We start from the raw sequence: 18,684 nt of genomic DNA, 5'->3' as shown, positions 1-18,684 counted from the left end.
GTTCACGCCGACCCCGCGCGGGGCCCTCGCTATGCGTCTCCGCCCTCCTGCTTGACGCCCGACACGGCGGTGGGGTCGTCGATGCGGTACTGGTCGAAGGCCTTCTGGACCAGGCCGGGCTCGATCTCGCCGGCGTCCGCGAGCGCCTGGAGACTGCGGACGACGACCGATTCGGCATCGATGTGGAAGAACCGGCGAGCGGCGGGGCGGGTGTCGGCGAAGCCGAACCCGTCGGCGCCCAGCACGCAGTAGTCGCCGGGCACCCAGCGGTCGATCTGGAGCGGCACGGCCGACATGAAGTCCGACACCGCCACGAACGGCCCGTCAGCACCCTCGAGCTTGGTGGTCACGTAGGGCACCTGTGAGGCGTCGGTGGGGTGCAGCAGATTGTGCTCCTCGACAGCGAGGGCGTCGCGGGCCAGCTCGTTCCACGACGTCACCGACCAGGTGTCAGCGCGCACACCCCAGTCGTCGGCCAGCATCGTGGCTGCCTTCTCGATCCACGGGAACGCGATGCCCGAGGCCATCAACTGCACCGACGGCGCGTCTGCGGACCCGGTCGTGGAGCTGGCCTTCACGTGGTGCAGGCCGCGCAGGATGCCGTCGACGTCGACGTCGTCGGGCTCCGCGGGCTGCGGCACGGGCTCGTTGTAGACCGTCATGTAGAAGATGACGTTCTCGCCCTCGGGGTGCTCCTCGCTGGTGCCGTACATGCGCTCCAGCCCGCTGCGCATCACGTGCCCGACCTCGTAGCCGAAGGCGGGGTCGTAGTGGACGACGGCGGGGTTGGTGAGTGCGAGCAGCGGCGACTGGCCGTCGGCGTGCTGGAGGCCCTCGCCGGTGAGCGTGGTGCGGCCGGCCGTGGCCCCGATGAGGAAGCCGCGGGCCATCTGGTCGGCCATCGCCCAGATCGAGTCGCCCGTGCGCTGGAACCCGAACATCGAGTAGAAGATGTAGAACGGGATCATCGCCTCGCCGTGCGTGGAGTACGACGACCCGGCCGCGATCGCAGAACCCATGGCTCCGGCCTCGGAGATGCCCTCGTGCAGCAGCTGGCCCTGCGCCGACTCGGTGTACTTCAGCAGCAGCTTGCGGTCGACGGACTCGTACTGCTGGCCGCCCGGGTTGTAGACCTTCGCGCTGGCGAACATGGAGTCCATGCCGAACGTGCGGTACTCGTCGGGCGCGATCGGCACGATGCGCTTGCCGATCTCGGGATCCTTCATCCAGTCGCGCAGCAGGCGCACCGCGGCCATCGTGGTCGCGACCGGGGTCTTGCCCGAGCCCTTCTTCAGCTCCGCGTAGGTCTTGTCGCCCGGCAGCGTGAGCGGCTTGGCCCGCACCACGCGCTTGGGCAGTGAACCGCCGAGCTCCTCGCGGCGGTGCATCATGTACTCGATCTCCGGGCTGTTCGCGCCGGGGTGGAAGAACGGCGCCGCGCCGGTCTCCTCCCACGAGCGGTCGAGGTCGCGGTCGGAGATGGGCAGGTAGAGCCGGTCGCGGAACTTCTTGAGGTCGTCCTTGGTCAACTTCTTCATCTGGTGGGTGGCGTTCTTGCCCTCGAGGGCATCGATCGTCCAGCCCTTGACGGTCTTGGCCAAGATCACGGTCGGCTGTCCGCTGTGCTTGGTCGCGGAGTCGAACGCCGCGTAAACCTTGCGGTAGTCGTGACCGCCCCGCGGGAGCTTTTGGATCTGGCTGTCGGACATGTGCTCGACCATCTTGCGCAGCCGTGGGTCCGGGCCGAAGAAGTGCTCGCGCACGTAGGCGCCGTCCTCGACGGAGTAGGTCTGGAACTCGCCGTCGGGCGTGGAGTTCATCTTATTGACCAAGACGCCGTCGACGTCGCGGGCGAGCAGGTCGTCCCAGCCCTGGCCCCAGATGACCTTGATGACGTTCCAGCCGGCGCCACGGAAGTTGGCCTCGAGTTCCTGGATGATCTTGCCGTTGCCCGTGACCGGCCCGTCGAGCTGCTGGAGGTTGCAGTTGATCACCCACGTGAGGTTGTCGAGCTCCTCGCGCGCCGCGACGCGGATGGCGCCGAGCGACTCGGGCTCGGCCATCTCGCCGTCGCCCAGGAACGCCCAGACGTGCTGGTCGGAGGTGTCCTTGACGCCGCGATTGGTGAGATAGCGGTTGAACCGCGCCTGGTAGATCGAGTTGAGGGCGGTCAGGCCCATCGAGACGGTGGGGAACTCCCAGAAGTCGGGCATCAGCCGCGGGTGCGGGTAGGAGGAGAGGCCGGCGTGCGCGCCGTGCTGCACCTCTTGGCGGAAGCGGTAGAGCTGCTCCTCGGTGAGGCGACCCTCGAGGAACGCGCGAGCGTAGATGCCCGGGGAGGCGTGGCCCTGGATGAAGACCTGGTCGCCACCGCCGGGGGCGTCCTTACCGCGGAAGAAGTGGTTGAAACCGACCTCGTAGAGGCTGGCCGAGGACTGGTAGGTGGCGATGTGGCCGCCGACCTCGAGACCCTTGCGGTTGGCGCTCGAGACCGTGACCGCGGCGTTCCACCGGATGAAGGCCCGGATGCGCTGCTCGGTCTCGTAGTCGCCGGGGAACCACGGCTCGCGTTCGGGCGGGATGGTGTTGATGTAGTCGGTGCTGCGCAGGGCCGGGACGCCGACCTGGGTCTCGCGGGCTCGCTCGAGAAGGCGCAGCATCACGTAGCGCGCGCGGTCGCGTCCGCGCTCGGCGAGCATCTGGTCGAAGGACTCGATCCAGTCGTGTGTCTCGTCGGGATCGATGTCCGGTAGCTGGGTGGGCAGACCCTCGTGGATGACCGCCGGGGTGCCGGGGCGCGGGGCCTGCTGGGTCGCAGCGGGGGCCTGATCGAGGGTCGTGGGAGAAGTGGGTGTCTCATCCGTCACCGGACCATCGTGGCACGCACGGACCTGGAGGGGTATCTACCGCCGAGTAGGGGCGATGGCGGGCATCACAGGTCGAGAATGGGAGCGCACGCGGGTGTGAAACGGGTAGCGGACTGTGCGGAACGGGTTGCGCGACCCGTCGGACTCCGGTGGACTTGGCCCTGACGGCGCCACCGACGGCACCGAATGCCCAGCAGCGAAGGAGATCTCGTGAGCTCGACCTCGGGCGGCCAGGCCGCCCAACAGACCGCGGACACGTCCGCCTCGGCCGGCGCAGCCGACCGCTTGGGCCTGACACGCGGGATGGTGGTCCAAGAGCTCGGTTGGGACTCCGACGCCGACGAGTCGCTGCGCGAGTCGATCATGGACGGCATCGACGCCGACATGGTCGACGGCGAGTACGGCAACGTCGTCGACACCGTGGTGCTGTGGTGGCGCGAGGACGACGGCGATCTCGTCGACGGCCTCGTCGACGCGCTCACCGACCTGGTGGGTGGTGGCACCATCTGGCTGCTGACCCCGCGGGTGGGCCGGTCGGGTGCCATCGACCCGGCGGACATCTCCGAGGGTGCCCCGATCGCAGGTCTGTCCCAGACCACCACTGCGACCGTCTCCAAGGAGTGGGCCGCCACCCGGCTGGAAGCCCCGAAGACCGTCTCCTGACGGTAGGGTCCGGGCGTGCTCGCTCGACTGCTCGCTGGTGCCGGCTCGGCCGGGACCAGTCTCAAGGTTCTGACCCAGGCCGGCGTGATCCGGCCCTACTCGCCCCTGGTCCTCGCGCGCCTGGCCCGGGTGCTGCGCCAGTGGGGCACGAGCCCCGCCGGTGGCTTCGCGTCGTTGGCGGCGCGCGAGCCCGATGCGGTCGGCGTGATCGACGAGCTCGGCTCGCTCACGTGGGGTGAGCTGCACGAGCGGTCGAACGCGTTGGCGCGGGGCCTGCGTGAGATGGGCGTGCGTGAGGGCGACGGCGTCGCCATCATGTGCCGCAACCACCGCGGGTTCCTCGAGGCCACGATCGCCGCCGGAAAGCTGGGTGCCGACTCGCTCTACCTCAACACCGCGTTCGCGGGACCGCAGCTGGTCGAGGTGCTCGACCGCGACAAGCCGACGGCCCTGATCTACGACGAGGAGTTCACCGGGCTGGTCGAGAAGGGCTCCGTCGAGCACCGGGTGCTCGCCTGGACCGACTCCGATGACACCGGGGACGCCGACGGTGTCGCCACCATCGAGGCGATCGTGGCGAAGCACGACCGCTCCGACCTCACCCCGCCCAGCCGTAACGGGCGCATCGTCATCCTCACCTCTGGCACGACGGGCACCCCCAAGGGTGCGCCGCGCTCCGAGGCCGGCGTCGATGCCGCCGTCTCCCTGCTCTCGGCGATGCCGCTCAAGCACGGATGGCGCACGCATGTCGCCGCGCCGTTGTTCCACACCTGGGGTTTCGGCCACATGGCGCTCGGCATGCTGCTCGGCTCCACGCTGGTGCTGCGCCGCACGTTCGACCCCGAGGCCTGCCTGGAGGTCGTGCAGGACGAGGAGTGCAAGACCATCGTCGTAATCCCGGTGATGCTCCAGCGCATCCTGGCCCTGCCCGAGGAGACTCTGCAGCGCTACGACATCAGCCGGGTCGAGGTCGTCGCTTCGTCCGGCTCCGCGCTGCCCGGCGACCTGGCCCTGACCTGGATGGACCGCTTCGGCGACAACCTCTACTCCACCTACGGGTCGACCGAGGTCGCCTACGCCTCGGTCGCAGGGCCTCGCGACCTGCGCGAGGCACCCGGGTCGGCCGGGCACCCGCCCTATGCCACCGTCGTGAAGATCCTCGACGAGGACGGCCAGGAGGTGTCGGCCGGAACGTCGGGTCGCATCTTCGTGGGCAACGGTCTGCTGTTCGACGGCTACACCGGCGGCGGCAGCAAGGAGGTCGTCGACGGCCTCATGTCGACCGGCGACGTCGGTAGGTTCGGCGACGACGGACGCCTCTACGTCGAGGGCCGGGACGACGAGATGATCGTCTCGGGCGGTGAGAACGTCTTCCCCCAGGAGGTCGAGGACTGCATCGCGCGCCACGACGCGGTCGACGAGGTCGCCGCGATCGGCGTCGACGACGACGACTTCGGCAAGAGGCTGCGCGCGTTCGTCGTGCTGAACGACGGGGCGTCCCTCGACGCGGACAGCGTCAAGGACTGGGTCAAACAGAACCTCGCTCGCTACAAGGTGCCGCGCGATGTCGTCTTCCTCGACGAACTGCCCCGCAACGCCACCGGCAAGGTGCTCAAGCGGGATCTGGCCAAGGACGAGGAAGACCAAGATGCCAGCCAGGGCGGCAACCAGGACGACGAGGGCGACGCGTGAGCGGTCTCGAGCTCGGCGGGCCGGCGCCGGACTTCACCCTGCGCGACCAGTTCGGAGCAGACGTCACGCTGTCGTCGTTCCGCGGCAGCAAGGCGGTCGCGGTGCTCTTCTACCCCTTCGCCTTCTCCGGGGTGTGCACCGGTGAGATGGCCGGCGTCCGAGACCGGCTCGCCGAGTTCTTGACCTTCGACACCGAGGTGCTCGCGGTCAGCTGCGATCCGATGTTCGCGCTGCGCGCGTTCGCCGACTCCGACGGCCTGAACTTTCCGCTGCTCTCGGACTTCTGGCCGCACGGCGACGTCGCCCGCGCCTACGAGGTGTTCGACGAGGAGCGGGGCTGCCCGCGACGCTCGTCGTACGTCATCGACAAGCAGGGCGACCTGCGGTGGGCCGTGCACAACGCCATGCCCGAGGGCCGCGACCTCGACGAGCACCTACGCCAGCTGGCCGCGGCGGTGTGAACCGGCTGGGCACCGCCCGCAGATCTTCTCGGCTCCAGACCAATCCGTGACCTCGGTGGCACCGAACCAGGTGTGACCCGCCTCACCTCGGCGGACACTCCAACCGAAGGTCGTGCAACGTATGAGCGAGACCACTCGTAGGAACGTGATCGTGGGGACGGCGGCCACTGCCGCCGCCGGCACGGTCGCCATGATCGGCGGGGGCTCGGCCTCCGCCGCCACCCCCCGGGGCGGACGCGCGCAGGAGCCGGTGGTGGCCCACGTGGCGGATCCGGCGTCCGACGTGCTGACCCTCATGGTCGGCGAGCACGAGGTCGAGGTGCGAGATCGCGACCTCGTCGTCCGTCTCCTCAACGCGGCAGGGGGTCGCTGAGATGTCGTCACACCGCGAAGCCCCCGAGATCGCCAAGGACCCGGCCGCCGACGGCACCGACACCTACGCGTTCATCCCGAAGGACAACCCCGACAAGGTCGTCCTCGTCGCCAACTTCATCCCGCTCCAGCAGCCCGACGGCGGGCCGAACTTCTATGAGTTCGCCGACGACGTGCACTACGAGATCCACATCTCCAACTCGGGCACCTCGAAGCCCGACATCACCTACCGGTTCGAGTTCCACACCGAGGTCCGCAACGACAAGACGTTCCTCTACAACACCGGACCCATCGACTCGATCGACTCCAAGTCCTGGAACCGGCCGCAGTACTACATGATCAAGAAGACCGAGAACGGCAAGACCGGGCGCCTGACGCCCACCTGGCTGCCGTGCCCGCCGGTCAACGTCGGCAAGCGCAGCACCCCCGACTACGCCTCGCTCGCCGACCAGGCGACGCACATGATCCGCGGTGGTCGCAAGGTCTATGCCGGCCAGCGTGCCGACGCCTTCCACGTCGACCTGGGCAGCGTCTTCGACCTCGGCGCCCTGCGCCCGTTCAACGACGCGCACCTCATCCCGATGGCCAAGATGGACGGCATCAACTCGGTGCAGTCCTACAACGTGCACACCATCGCCCTCGAGGTGCCGATCACGGAGTTGACCCGTGACGGCAAGAAGCCGACCGACGTCTTCGGGGACACCTCCACGATCGGTGTGTGGGCCACCGCCAGCCGGCAGAAGAACAAGATGTACGACCGCAGCCAGCCCAGCGGCTACAGCTGGACCGGTCCGTGGCGTCAGGTGTCGCGGTTGGGCAACCCGCTGTTCAACGAGGTCATCGTGCCGATGGCCGAGAAGGACCGCTGGAACATGCGAGAGCCGCACCGCGACCGGCTGTACTCCAAGTACGTGAACCATCCCGAGCTGGCCGCGCTGCTCCCGGCCCTCTACCCGGGCGTGTTCCCGAACCTCAAGGCGTACACGAAGCCCCGCGCCGACCTGCACGCCATCTTGATGACGGGCATCCCGAAGGGCGTCGTCGACGGATTCGCCAACTACACCGGCCCGGTGCCCTCCGACATGCTGCGCCTGAACCTGGCGGTGCCCCCCAGCGACGAGGAGAACCCCCTGGGCGTGGTGGGCGGCGACCCGGCAGGCTGGCCGAACGGACGCCGGCTGGGCGACGACGTCGTGACCATCGCGCTGCGCGCCGTGGCCGGCCTGACGATCCCGCTGGTGGACAAGTCCTACACCCCGGACGACGCCGCCTCGGCGGTGACCGACGGCACCACGAACACCAACGCGGCGCTACTGGACACCTTCCCGTATCTCGGGCTGCCCGGCGGCGGGTACCAGACCCAGCCCGGCACCACCCAGGCGTCGTGATGACGGCAGCGACCGTGCCCGACCCCGTCGACGAGCGGCTGGCCCACATGCGGGCCCACAACCCGAACGCCGGCGAGGGATCGGTGGTGCTCGACATCGGCGACGATGTGGGTGCCCTCGTGGTGTCGATGCCGGGCGACCTGGTCGGTGAGGAGATCGAGATCGAGCCGGTGGCAGGCGCTTTCCCACGCGGCGACCACGACCACGGGCACGACCACGGGCACGACCACGGGCACGACCACGGGCACCGGCCGCACGTGGCCGTCGTACCGCGGCCGGTGCCCGGGGGCGGCATCGAGCCGTCGCTGGTGTTCGGTGCGCTGGCCCAGGGTGGCTACCGCCTTTACCGCAAGGGAACCGACCGGGTCGTCATGACCTGCGAGGTGCGCGGGGGCGAGGTCACGTTCGCGGACTGGCCGGTCTGAGAAGACCGGTCCGCTGAGCGGATCGGCCCCCGGAGACAACACATGGGGCGGGGGCCGATCCGTGTTCGGTACTCTCTGCGCGCGGCGGCCGCTCCGACGGCCGTTCCGGGCGTATAGCTCAGCGGTAGAGCACCTCGCTTACAACGAGGCGGCCGGGGGTTCGATCCCCTCTGCGCCCACCCGGAGGTTTGGCGCGGCGCGCCACGGGGCACGTCTGCACCCGGACGGTGCGCGCCCCGCTCTGTCCCGGGGCGAGCGGGGCCGCGAGTTCCTCTCTCATCGGGCATCCGGTAGCGTGCCGCCTCGAAAGGGAGTAGTCCCCAACAGTCGTGTCGACACACTGGCCTTGGGATTCTTCGAGATCCGAGGCCCGGCACGGCAGGCCGGCCGGTACGGCGGCGGACGAGACTTTCGACCGACACCCGCACGGCGCACGCACGTGCGCCCGAGTGCCGGCCGAGAGGACGTCGCCGGCGGCTGTCTCTGGGCCGGCGAGAGGACACCATGGAAGCCTTCCTGCTCAGCACTGCCGTCATCTTCGTCGCCGAACTCGGTGACAAGTCCCAGCTGATGGCGATGACCTTCGCCGTGCGCTACCGGGCTCGCGACGTGATCATCGCGATCACGCTCGCGACCGCGGTGGTGCACCTGGCCTCGGTCGCCATCGGTGCGCTCATCGGCAGTGCCTTCGCCGACTACCAGGGCGCGATCGCGATCGTGGCCGGCATCGCCTTCCTCGGGTTCGCGCTGTGGACCCTGCGCGGCGACGAGCTCACCGACGAGGAAGCCGACAAGGCCCGCACGAGTCAGGGCGCCGCGATCTTCGCGGTCGGAGTCGCGTTCTTCCTCGCCGAGCTCGGCGACAAGACGATGCTCGCCACCATCACCCTCGCCACGCAGCACGGCTGGTTCGGCACCTGGATCGGCAGCACGGTGGGCATGGTCGCCGCCGACGCGCTGGCCATCGTGGTCGGCGCCCTGCTCGGCAAGACGCTGCCCGAGAAGGTCATCACCTACGGGGCCGCCGCGCTGTTCGCGATCTTCGGCGTGCTGCTCATCCTCGACGGTGCCGGCGTCGTCGGCTGACCCGTGGGGGGCGACCCCGCTGTCGCGACGTCCCAACCTGCCGATACCGTGCCAGCACACCTCGGCCGGAGGGAGTCCCCCATGACGTACGTCGCCGCAGTCGGCAGCATCGAGCAGCGCCTCGCGGGTCGTCACGTGCTCCTGACCGGTGTCACGGGCTTCGTGGGCGAGGCCCTGCTGCACCTGTTGCTGAGCGAGGTCGCCGACGTGCGCGTGAGCGTGCTGGTGCGGCCCAAGGGGTCGACCAGCGGTGCCGCGCGCACGGCCTCCCTCCTGGGCAAACCGGCCTTCGAGCGAGTTGTCGACGCTGCCGGTGGCGTCGAGGCGCTCATGGCCGAGACGTCGGGCCGCGTCGCGGTGGTCGAGGGTGACCTCGCCGACGTGCCGCCGCTGCCCACCGACCTCGATGCCGTCGTGCACTGCGCCGGCGACGTGTCGTTCGACCCTCCGGTCGATGAAGGCTTCACCTCGAACGTGGTCGGCACCCGCGATCTGCTGGCCCGGCTCGTCGAGGCCGAGGAGGCCTCGGGCGGAGACGTGCACTACGTGCACGTCTCGACCGCCTACGTCGCCGGACGCCGACGCGGCCACATCCCCGAGGCGCCGGTCGAGCACGACGTCGACCTCGAGAGCGAGCTCGCCTGGGGGCTGGCCCAGCGCCGCGAGGTCGAGCACGCCAGCCGCACCAGCGAGGTGCTGGCCGAGCAGCGGCGCAAGGCCGAGAAGGAGCACTCGCGCGCCGGGCTGCTCACGGCTGCCGCCGCCACCGAGGCGGCGCGCAAGGCATGGGTGAAGAAGGAGCTGGTGCTGCGCGGCACCGAGCGGGCCCGCAGCCTGGGCTGGACCGACTGCTACACCTTCACCAAGGCCCTGGGCGAGCGCGTCGTCGAGGCGCACGCCCGGGCCGGGCACCGGGTCTCCATCGTGCGGCCGAGCATCATCGAGTCCGCCCTCGAGAGGCCCCACCCGGGCTGGATCGAGGGCTTCAAGATGGCCGAGCCGCTCATCCTCGCCTACGGGCGCGGCGAACTGCCGGAGTTCCCCTCGTCGGCCGACACCATCGTCGACATCGTGCCCGTCGACCACGTGGTCGCCGCGCTGGTGGCGGTGCTCGCGCATCCGCCCGAGGCGGGAGACGCGGAGTACTTCCACGTGTCGTCGGGCGACCGCAACCCGCTCACCTTCGGCACCCTCTACGACTGCGTGCGCGGGTACTTCGAGCAGCACCCGTTCGCGGGAGGCCAGCGCGGCGCCGTCCAGCTGCCGGAGTGGCGGTTCCCCGGGGCCGCGTCGGTCGAGCGGTTGCTCTCCACCAGCGAGCGAGCCGTGAAGGTGGCCGACTTCGTGCTCGAGCGCACCCCGCGCAGCGCCCGCACCCGCGAGCTGACCCGGCAGCTCGACCGGCAGGGCCGCCGCCTGGAGTTCCTGCGCCGCTACCTGACCATCTACGCCGAGTACGCCCAAGCCGAGCTGCGTTTCGTCGACGGCCACACCCTCGCCCTCTTCGCCTCGCTCTCCGACGACGACCGCGCGCGGTTCGCCTTCGACACCGCCGTCGTTAACTGGCGGCACTACCTCGTCGACGTGCACTGCCCCTCGGTCACCGAGCCCGTGCGCAAGATGGACGAGCTGCGCGCCCTGCGCCGCGGCCGCACGGCCGGTGGGAGCGACCTCAAGGCTGTCCCGTCGGGTCAGTCGTCGGGTCAGTCGTCGGGTCAGTCGTCGGGCCAGTCGTCGGGCCAGTCGTCGAACAGTGGGGCCGCCTTCTTCGACATGGACGGCACGCTGCTGTCGTCCAACGTCATCGAGACGTTCCTCTGGATGCGCCTCCAAGAGCTCGACGCGGGCGAGCGGTTCGCGGAGCTCTCGCGCATGGCCGCCCGGGTGCCCGGGCTGGTGCGGGCGGAGCGGCGAGAGCGCAGCGCCTTCCTGAGGGCGGTCTACCGCGACTACGCCGGCGCCCGGCTGGCCGACCTCGAGGCCGTGGCCGACGAGCACCTCACCGACCACGTGCTGTCGCGGCTCGCGCCGGCCGCGGTGCGCCGCATCCGGGAGCACCGGCGCGCCGGACAGCGCACCGTGCTCATCACCGGCGCGATCCGACCCCTGACCCGACCGCTCGCGCCGCTGTTCGACCACATCGAGGCCGCCGACCTCGCCGTCGACGAGCGTGGCGTGTGCACCGGACACCTCGCCTCCTCGCCGCTGGTGGGCGAGTCGCGCGCCGCGTTCATGCGCTCTTGGGCTGCCGACCACGGAGTCGATCTCGCGCAGAGCTACGCCTACGCCGACTCCCACTCCGACCTGCCGCTGCTCCAGGCCGCGGGCCGACCGGTGGCGGTGAGTCCCGACGTCGCGCTGTTCCGCCACGCCAAGAAGCACCACTGGACCGTCGTGGAGTGGGCCAGCCCCCGAACCGCCGCGCGCGGCCTGAATCCTGCGGGAGCGGCCCGATGATGCTGGCGCTGGAGATGTTCCGCTCGCTGCCGCGCACGGTGGCCGGCAAGGCGATGGGCTCGCGCATGCCGGGCCTGCTCTCGGGCTTCGCCGCACCCCTGCGGCTGGTCACCATCGAGGAGCCCCGCGTCGACAAGCCCGGCTGGGCGCCGCTGCGCACCCGGCTCTCGGGTATCTGCGGCTCCGATCTCGGCATGCTCTCGGGGCGCACGAGCCTGTACTTCTCCGCCCTCGTGTCGCTGCCGTTCGTGCCGGGGCACGAAGTGGTCGCCGAGCTCACCGAGGACGTCGATGACCTCCACGCCGGCACCCGCGTCGTGATCGACCCGGTGCTCAGCTGTGCCGCGCGGGGCGTCGAGCCGTGCGAGAGCTGCGCCGCCGGTCGCACGAACGTGTGCTCGCGCATCACGGTCGGTGACGTGTCGGCGGGTTTGCAGACCGGGTTCTGCCACGACACCGGCGGCGGCTGGGGGCAGCAGCTCGTCGCCCATCGCACTCAGCTGCACCCGGTGCCCGAGGGCTGGAGCGACGAGCAGGCGGTGCTGGTCGAGCCCATCGCGTGCGCGGTGCACACCGCGCTCCGCGCCGGCGTGCGCACCGGCGACCGGGTGCTCGTGAGCGGCGCCGGGTCGGTCGGGCTGTTCGCGACCCTGGCGCTGCGCGAGTTGACCCCGGCCGGGGAGATCGTGGTCGTGGCCAAGCATCCGCACCAGCGCGAGCTTGCGCTCGAGCTCGGCGCCAGCGACGTGGTGGCCCCGCACGAGGTGCTGCGCCGGATCCGCCGCACCACCGGCGCGTTCCAGCTGCGTCCGGAGTTCTCCTCGCCCTACCTGCTCGGTGGCGTCGACGTCGCGATCGACGCGGTCGGCTCGTCGACCTCGCTCGAGACGGCGCTCGGCGCCACGCGGGCCGGCGGGCGCGTCGTCCTCTCGGGGATGCCCGCGGCCGCCGACCTCTCGGCAGCCTGGTTCCGTGAGCTCGAGGTCGTCGGCACCTACGCCTCCTCACGCAGCGAGCCGACGGGGGAGGGCGCCTTCGAGACCGCGCTGCGCCTGGCCGCACACCCCGCGGTCGAGCAGTTGGCCAAGGGCGTCGCGAGCTACCCGTTGCACCGGTGGCGCGAGGCCCTCGACCACGCCCACTCCACCGGCCGCCTCGGCACCGTCAAGGTCGCCTACGACCCCCGCTCGAGCAGATAGAGGAGCACCCGTGACACGCCCAGGATTCGTGCTCGAGGTCGACGACCGCACCCCGCCGCTGGTGGTGCACGAGGGTCTCGGCTTCCGGCTCGAGGAGTTCCCGCTCGGCACCCGCGTGGTCTACCCGCCGGAGTCGCTGCCGGCCGTCGACGACGTCGAGGGCACGATCCGCAACGCCCTGCTGGATCCCGTCGACTCCGACCCGCTGCCCGAACTGCTGTTCGCGGGCATGAAGCTGACCATCGCCTTCGACGACCTCTCGCTGCCGCTGCCGACGATGAAGGCGCCCGACGTGCGCCAGCGCGTCATCGAGCAGGTGCTCACGATGGCCGCCGAGGCCGGGGTCGACGACGTCGAGATCATCGCCGCGAACGCGCTGCACCGGCGCATGACTCCGGCCGAGCTGCGCCACATCGTGGGCGAGCGGGTGTTCCGCTCGTTCCACCCCCAAGGCAAGCTCTACAACTTCGACGCCGAGGACCGCGCCAACCTCACTCACCTGGGCACCACCGATGAGGGCGAGGACGTCGAGATCAGCAAGCGGGCCGCGGAGTCCGACCTGCTGGTGTACGTCAACCTGAACCTCGTGGCGATGGACGGCGGCCACAAGTCGGTGGGCATCGGACTGGCGTCGTACAAGAGCCTGCGTCACCACCACAACGCGCACACGATGGTGCACTCGCGCTCGTTCATGGACCACAAGAAGTCGGCCATGCACCAGTCGGCGTGGCGGATGGGTCGGATCATCAAGGAGCACGTGAAGGTGTTCCAGATCGAGACCACCGTCAACAACGACGTGTTCCCCAAGCCGTATGAGTTCCTGCAGAAGCGCGAGTGGGAGTGGTCGGTGCGCGACCAGGCCTCGATGCTCGCCGCGCGGCGCGGGCTCGCGCTCGCGCCGCAGAAGCTGCGGCACAAGATCTTCCACGACATGCGGGCGCCGTACGGCCTGACCGGCGTCAGCGCCGGCGAGGTCGAGGGGGTGCACGAGCAGACGCTGGAGCGGGTGCACCGCCAGCATTGCGTCGAGGTCGACGGCTACTCCGACGTGCTGGTGATGGGCGTGCCCTACCTGGGGCCCTACAACGTCAACAGCTCGATGAACCCAATCCTGGCGACCTGCATGGGGCTGGGCTACTACTTCAACTCCTACCGCAACCATCCCGTCGTCCGACGCGGGGGAGCGGTGATCCTCTACCACCCGCTCGACGAGGGCTTCAACCAGCTGCATCACCCCTCCTACGTCGACTTCTACGAGGAGGTGCTCGCCGAGACCACCGACCCGGCCGTGATCGGGGAGAAGTACGAACGGCAGTTCGCCGAGGATCCCTGGTACGTGCACCTCTACCGCACCTCGCACGCCTATCACGGGGTGCACCCGTTCTACATGTGGTACTGGGCGGCGCACGCGATGGACCATGTCGGTGACGTCGTGTGGGTCGGTGGCGATCGGCGGGTGGCCTCGCGGCTCGGCTTCCGGGCGGCATCCACGCTGGCCGACGCGCTCGAGATGGTGTCGGGCTCGGTGGGCACCAGCCCGTCGATCACCTACCTGCACAACCCGCCGCATCTGCTCGCCGACGTGCGGGTCTAAGGCTCGGGGAGGTCTGCTCGTGGGGTTCGTGAACGAGAGCATCGACGACGTCCGGCGCACCGCCCGCGGCTGGCGCTGGGGACGCCGCTCGCAGGTGCCGCGCTCGGCCGAGGCGTTCGTGCCCGATCAGCGCCAGGCGGTGCGCGACTCCGACTGGTCGCGCACCAAGGCGGCGGTGGCGGTGCGCGAGGTGGCGCAGAAGGCCGGTCTCGAACCGGTGTTCCGCTCCCAGGTGCGCACCCAGGTCCAGGGTCTCGACGTGCTGGAGCGCATCGAGGGGCCGGTGATCTTCGCCGCCAACCACGCCTCGCACCTCGACACGCCGCTGATCCTGCTCTCGCTGCCCGACGAGTGGCGCCGGCGCACCGCGGTGGCCGCAGCAGCCGACTACTTCTTCGACACCTGGTGGCGCGCGGTCGGCTCGTCGCTGTTGTTCAACACGTTCCCCATCGACCGGCACGGTGGTGCGATGGCGACCACGCCCGGCGAGGTGCTCGACCAGGGGTGGAGCCTGGTGATCTTCCCCGAGGGCACGCGCTCGACCGACGGCTGGATGAGCCGGTTCAAGATGGGCGCCGCGTTCCTCTCCCACACCTACGACGTGCCGGTCGTGCCCGTCGCACACCGGGGCACGTTCGCTGCGATGCCGCGCGGTGCCGGCTGGCCGCTGAAGGATGCCGGACGGCGACGCCAACTCACGGTGCGCTTCGGTGAGCCGATCCGGCCTCGCGAGGGCGAGTCGGTGCGCGACTACGCGCCGCGCATCCGCGACGCCGTCGCCGCGCTGCTCGACGAGGACACCAGCGACTGGTACGCCGCCCAGCGGCGCCGGGCCGCGGGCGCGACCCCCGATCCGAGCGGTCCCGATGTCGCGGCCTGGCGCCGGGTGTGGGCGCAGACCGAGTCCCCCCACGCTGAGAACGGCACGCGTCGTATCGCGGCCTGGCGTCGCTGAGCCCGTCGCGACGTCCGCTTCCGGCCGCTCGGCGTCCCGTTCGCTCGGCCAGCGGGAGGCCAACCCGAGCGGGCCTAGAGTGGGCGCCATCACATGTCGCGAGGAGGAAGCATGATCGTCCCGTTCAGCGTCTCCGACTTCATCGAGCGCGCCGTCACGGTGTACGGCGAGCGCACCGGTGTGGTCGACGAGCCGAGCCAGCCGGCCGCCCCCCTGGGCGAGAAGGGTGAGCTGACCTACGCGCAGCTGCACGCGCTCGCCGCCCGGCAGGCCGCCAAGCTCGACGAGATGGGTATCGGGTTCGGCGACCGCGTGGCCGTGGTCAGCCACAACAGTGCCCGCCTGCTCACGGCGTTCTTCGGCGTGGCCGGGTACGGCCGGGTGCTGGTGCCGGTGAACTTCCGGCTGCGACCCGACGAGGTGAGCTACATCGTCGAGCACTCCGGTGCCCGGGTGCTCATCATCGACCCCGAACTCGACGACGAACTGCGCGACGTCACGGCCGAGCACCGCATCGTGATCGGCGACGACGAGCAGATCTACGCTCCCGAGGGTGCGGTGCCGCAGCCGTGGGAGCACGACGAGAACGCCACCGCGTGCATCAACTACACCTCCGGCACGACGGCCCGGCCCAAGGGCGTGCAGATCACCCACCGCAACATCTGGACCAACGCGGTCACCTTCGCCATGCACACGACCGTGAGTGACCGCGACGTCTACCTGCACACGCTGCCGATGTTCCACGCCAACGGCTGGGGCATGCCGTTCGCGATGACCGGCCTGGGCGTCAAGCAGATCGTGATCCGCAAGATCGACGGCGCCGAGATCCTGCGACGGATCGAGGAGCACGGAGTCACCGTCATGTGCGCCGCGCCCGCCGTGGCCGCCGCCGTGCTCGAGGCGGCCCAGAGTTGGGACGGGCCGATCCCCGGTCGCGACAAGGTGCGCATCATCATGGCCGGTGCCCCGCCGCCCACGAAGACCGTGGTGCGAGTCGAGCAGGAGCTCGGTTGGGAGTTCATCCAGATCTACGGCCTCACCGAGACCTCGCCGCTGCTGACCATCAACCGCAACCGCGCGGAGTACGACCGTCTCTCGCCCGAGGAGAAGGCCGTCAAGCTCACCCGCGCGGGCGCGCCGGCCCTCGGTGTGACCCTCTCGATCTCCGAGGCGGACGACGAGAGCGACGGCGGCGAGGTGCTGGCCCGATCGAACGTGGTGCTCGAGGGCTACTGGGAGCAGCCCGAGGAGTCCGAGCGTGCGCTGGCCGGCGGGTGGTTCCACACCGGCGACGGCGGCGTCATCGGAGACGACGGCTACCTCACCATCAGCGACCGCAAGAAGGACGTCATCATCACCGGCGGCGAGAACGTGTCGTCGATCGAGGTCGAGGACGTGCTGTTCTCGCACGCCGCCGTCTCGGAGGTGGCGGTGATCGGCGTCCCCGACGAGAAGTGGGGCGAGACGATCAAGGCGCTCGTCGTCCTCGCCCCCGACGCCGAGGTCACCGAGGCCGAGCTGATCACCTGGTGCAAGCAGAAGGCGGCCGGCTACAAGGCACCCACGTCGGTGGAGTTCCGCGACGAGCTCGCCCGCACCGCCACCGGCAAGCTGCAGAAGTTCAAGCTGCGCGCGCCGTACTGGGAGGGCCGCGACCGCCAGGTCAACTGATCTGGCTGCCGTGAGGCAACCTTCCCCCGGAGGGCCAGTGCCACCCGCTCACGGGTGAACCTTCAGGCCCGCACGTCGAGCACGACCTCGAACTCCAGCAGGTCGGCGCCGGTGGAGACCGGGGTGGGGTGCTCGGGGTGGTCGCCGGCGGCACCGCTGGCGTGAGCGGCGCGGGCGCCGCCGTCGCGCCAGGCCTCGAACGAGGCGTCGTCGGCCCACTGGGTCACCACGAAGTAGCGGTCCTCGCCGGCGACGGGGCGCAGCAACTGGAAGCCGAGGAACCCCGGGACGCCGTCGACGGCGTGGGCGCGGGCTGCGAACCGCTTCTCGAGCTCCGCGTGGGCCTGGGGCGGGGCGGAGATGGCGTTGATCTTCACGACGGGCATGGCCCGAGGTTAGGGCGTCGAGGCGATCACCCACGGATGCGGTACAACTGGCACGTGTTCAAGCAGCCCCTCCTGGCCCTGGTGTTCGCCGTGCTGAGCGGCGCGAGCGTGTTCGGCGCCCTCTACGAGATCGACCATGCCGGTGTCTGGGCCGAGCTCGGCATGATCGTGCTGGCGTTCGCGTTCATGATCGGACTGCTGCGCACCGTGCAGCTCACCACGCCGCCCGGCCAGCAGTGAAGCGGCCGTTCGCGGGGCCCCGAGCGCAGCCGTTCCCGGTGCCGGGAACGGACGACGACGACGCACCCACCCTGCGCGAGGTCGTCGACCTGGTGCACTCCTGGTACCCGCCGGCCACCGCCGACGACTGGGACCGCGTCGGACTGGCGATCGGGGAGCTGACCGAGCACGTCCACCACATCTTGGTGGCGGTCGACCCGGCGCCGAGCGTCGCCGCGGAGGCTTGTGACCTCGACGCCGACCTGCTGCTCGTGCACCACCCGTTGTTCCTCAAGCCCGTGCACGGGTTCACCTCGGAGACGCCCAAGGGGCGTACGGCCTGGCGGCTCATGGACGTCGGCTGCGCCCTGCTCACCGCGCACACGAACGCCGACCAGGCGGTCAGGGGCGTCTCCGAGGCCATGGCTCGCGTGCTCGGCCTGACGAACCTCGCGCCGCTCGTGCCGGCGCCGGCCGAGCCCTACGACAAGCTCGTGGTCTTCACGCCGCAGCAGAACGCCGACGTGATGCGCGCCGCCCTCGCCGAGGTCGGCGCGGGCCGGCTCGGTGACTACGAGCACGCCTCGTTCACCACCGTCGGCGAGGGCCGGTTCCGTCCGCTGCCCGGGGCCAACCCGACCATCGGCACGGTCGGGGACGCCGAGCTCGTCGACGAGGTGCGCATCGAGGTCGTGATGCCGCGCGGCGCTCGCGCTCGCGTCGTCCGCGCGATGCTCGCGGTGCACCCCTACGAGGAGCCCGCCTTCGAGGTGATGGAGATGGCCGACACCGGTCTCTCCGAGACCGGCGCCGGCCGCATCGGTGACGTCGAGCCGACCACCCTCGCGGCGTTCGCCCAGCATGTCGCCGAGGTGCTGCCCGAGACGGTCGGCGGAGTACGGGTGGCGGGCGACCCCGACCGGCCGGTGCGCCGGGTGGCGCTCTGCGGCGGCGCCGGCGACTTCCTGCTCGAGACGGTGCGTCGCACCGACGCCGACGTCTACGTGACCAGCGACCTGCGGCACCACCCCGCCTCGGAGCACCTGGAGCACGCGCAGCACTCCGGCGGTCCGGCGCTCGTCGACGTCTCGCACTGGGCCGCGGAGTCCACGTGGCTGCCGGTGGTGGCCGAGCGGCTGCGGGCCGCGCTCGGGGAGCGCGTGCGCGTTACGGTGAGCACGCGCCGCACCGACCCCTGGACCCACCTGTACCGCTGACGTGCCGCTGACGTACCGCTGACTCATCAAGG

Annotated in this window: 16 protein-coding genes and 1 tRNA gene; 15 read left to right on the top strand and 2 right to left on the bottom strand. The window is 70.4% G+C overall.

Annotated elements, in window-relative coordinates; translation table 11 throughout:
- Positions 1-29: 29 nt before the first annotated feature.
- Positions 30-2,777, bottom strand: coding sequence for a pyruvate dehydrogenase (acetyl-transferring), homodimeric type (gene aceE / locus ISG29_RS14265; protein WP_328829228.1), 2,748 nt, complete (start codon positions 2,775-2,777; stop codon positions 30-32).
- Positions 2,778-3,077: 300 nt separating this feature from the next.
- On the opposite strand from aceE, the gene ISG29_RS14260 reads away from it, so the two are divergent.
- From ISG29_RS14260 to ISG29_RS14200, 13 genes are all read left to right on the top strand, one after another.
- The gene (locus ISG29_RS14260) at positions 3,078-3,530 is read left to right on the top strand and encodes a DUF3052 domain-containing protein (RefSeq protein ID WP_328829216.1); all 453 of its coding nucleotides are present in this window, start codon (positions 3,078-3,080) and stop codon (positions 3,528-3,530) included.
- Positions 3,531-3,545: 15 nt separating this feature from the next.
- Positions 3,546-5,222 carry an AMP-binding protein gene (locus ISG29_RS14255; RefSeq protein ID WP_194504112.1) on the top strand — a complete coding sequence of 559 codons (1,677 nt, stop codon included), beginning with the start codon at positions 3,546-3,548 and terminating at the stop codon, positions 5,220-5,222.
- The gene (locus ISG29_RS14250; RefSeq protein WP_194504111.1) at positions 5,219-5,683 is read left to right on the top strand and encodes a peroxiredoxin; all 465 of its coding nucleotides are present in this window, start codon (positions 5,219-5,221) and stop codon (positions 5,681-5,683) included. The genes ISG29_RS14255 and ISG29_RS14250 overlap by 4 nt, the downstream gene beginning before the upstream one ends.
- 151 nt (positions 5,684-5,834) lie before the next feature.
- Positions 5,835-6,056 (top strand): hypothetical protein, encoded by a 222-nt coding sequence (locus ISG29_RS14245; protein ID WP_194504110.1) that lies wholly within the window; start codon positions 5,835-5,837, stop codon positions 6,054-6,056.
- A 1-nt stretch (position 6,057) separates the two neighbouring features.
- Complete coding sequence (locus ISG29_RS14240; RefSeq protein WP_194504109.1) at positions 6,058-7,443, top strand: DUF4331 domain-containing protein; 1,386 nt, start codon at positions 6,058-6,060, stop codon at positions 7,441-7,443.
- Positions 7,443-7,868 (top strand): hypothetical protein, encoded by a 426-nt coding sequence (locus ISG29_RS14235; RefSeq protein WP_194504108.1) that lies wholly within the window; start codon positions 7,443-7,445, stop codon positions 7,866-7,868. Before ISG29_RS14240 ends, ISG29_RS14235 begins: the two co-directional genes overlap by 1 nt.
- Positions 7,869-7,975: 107 nt before the next feature.
- Positions 7,976-8,047 (top strand) — tRNA-Val (locus ISG29_RS14230).
- Positions 8,048-8,372: 325 nt separating this feature from the next.
- Positions 8,373-8,954: a TMEM165/GDT1 family protein gene (locus ISG29_RS14225; RefSeq protein WP_194504107.1), complete on the top strand. Its 582-nt coding sequence runs from the start codon at positions 8,373-8,375 to the stop codon at positions 8,952-8,954.
- Positions 8,955-9,035: 81 nt separating this feature from the next.
- The gene (locus ISG29_RS14220; RefSeq protein ID WP_194504106.1) at positions 9,036-11,411 is read left to right on the top strand and encodes an HAD-IB family hydrolase; all 2,376 of its coding nucleotides are present in this window, start codon (positions 9,036-9,038) and stop codon (positions 11,409-11,411) included.
- A complete protein-coding gene (locus ISG29_RS14215; protein WP_194504105.1) occupies positions 11,408-12,610 on the top strand; it encodes a zinc-dependent alcohol dehydrogenase in 1,203 nt (400 codons plus the stop codon). Before ISG29_RS14220 ends, ISG29_RS14215 begins: the two co-directional genes overlap by 4 nt.
- A gap of 10 nt (positions 12,611-12,620) precedes the next feature.
- A complete protein-coding gene (locus ISG29_RS14210; RefSeq protein ID WP_328829210.1) occupies positions 12,621-14,204 on the top strand; it encodes a lactate racemase domain-containing protein in 1,584 nt (527 codons plus the stop codon).
- 28 nt (positions 14,205-14,232) lie between these two features.
- Complete coding sequence (locus ISG29_RS14205) at positions 14,233-15,159, top strand: lysophospholipid acyltransferase family protein (RefSeq protein WP_328829208.1); 927 nt, start codon at positions 14,233-14,235, stop codon at positions 15,157-15,159.
- A gap of 111 nt (positions 15,160-15,270) precedes the next feature.
- A complete protein-coding gene (locus tag ISG29_RS14200) occupies positions 15,271-16,830 on the top strand; it encodes an AMP-binding protein (RefSeq protein WP_194504103.1) in 1,560 nt (519 codons plus the stop codon).
- 62 nt (positions 16,831-16,892) lie between these two features.
- Here ISG29_RS14200 and ISG29_RS14195 read toward each other — a convergent pair whose 3' ends face one another.
- Entirely contained in the window at positions 16,893-17,216 is a 324-nt protein-coding gene (locus ISG29_RS14195) for an antibiotic biosynthesis monooxygenase family protein (RefSeq protein WP_194504102.1), read from the bottom strand.
- 54 nt (positions 17,217-17,270) lie between these two features.
- On the opposite strand from ISG29_RS14195, the gene ISG29_RS14190 reads away from it, so the two are divergent.
- On the top strand, positions 17,271-17,456 hold the full coding sequence (locus tag ISG29_RS14190) for a hypothetical protein (protein WP_194504101.1): 186 nt from the start codon (positions 17,271-17,273) through the stop codon (positions 17,454-17,456).
- A gap of 38 nt (positions 17,457-17,494) precedes the next feature.
- Complete coding sequence (locus tag ISG29_RS14185) at positions 17,495-18,652, top strand: Nif3-like dinuclear metal center hexameric protein (RefSeq protein WP_194504100.1); 1,158 nt, start codon at positions 17,495-17,497, stop codon at positions 18,650-18,652.
- Positions 18,653-18,684: the final 32 nt, after the last annotated feature.

It is taken from the genome of Nocardioides acrostichi (genome assembly GCF_015319165.1).
In the GTDB taxonomy this organism is placed as follows: domain Bacteria; phylum Actinomycetota; class Actinomycetes; order Propionibacteriales; family Nocardioidaceae; genus Nocardioides; species Nocardioides acrostichi.
Note: the sequence above shows the minus strand (reverse complement) of the source record. Positions and strands in the feature narration are given on the sequence as shown.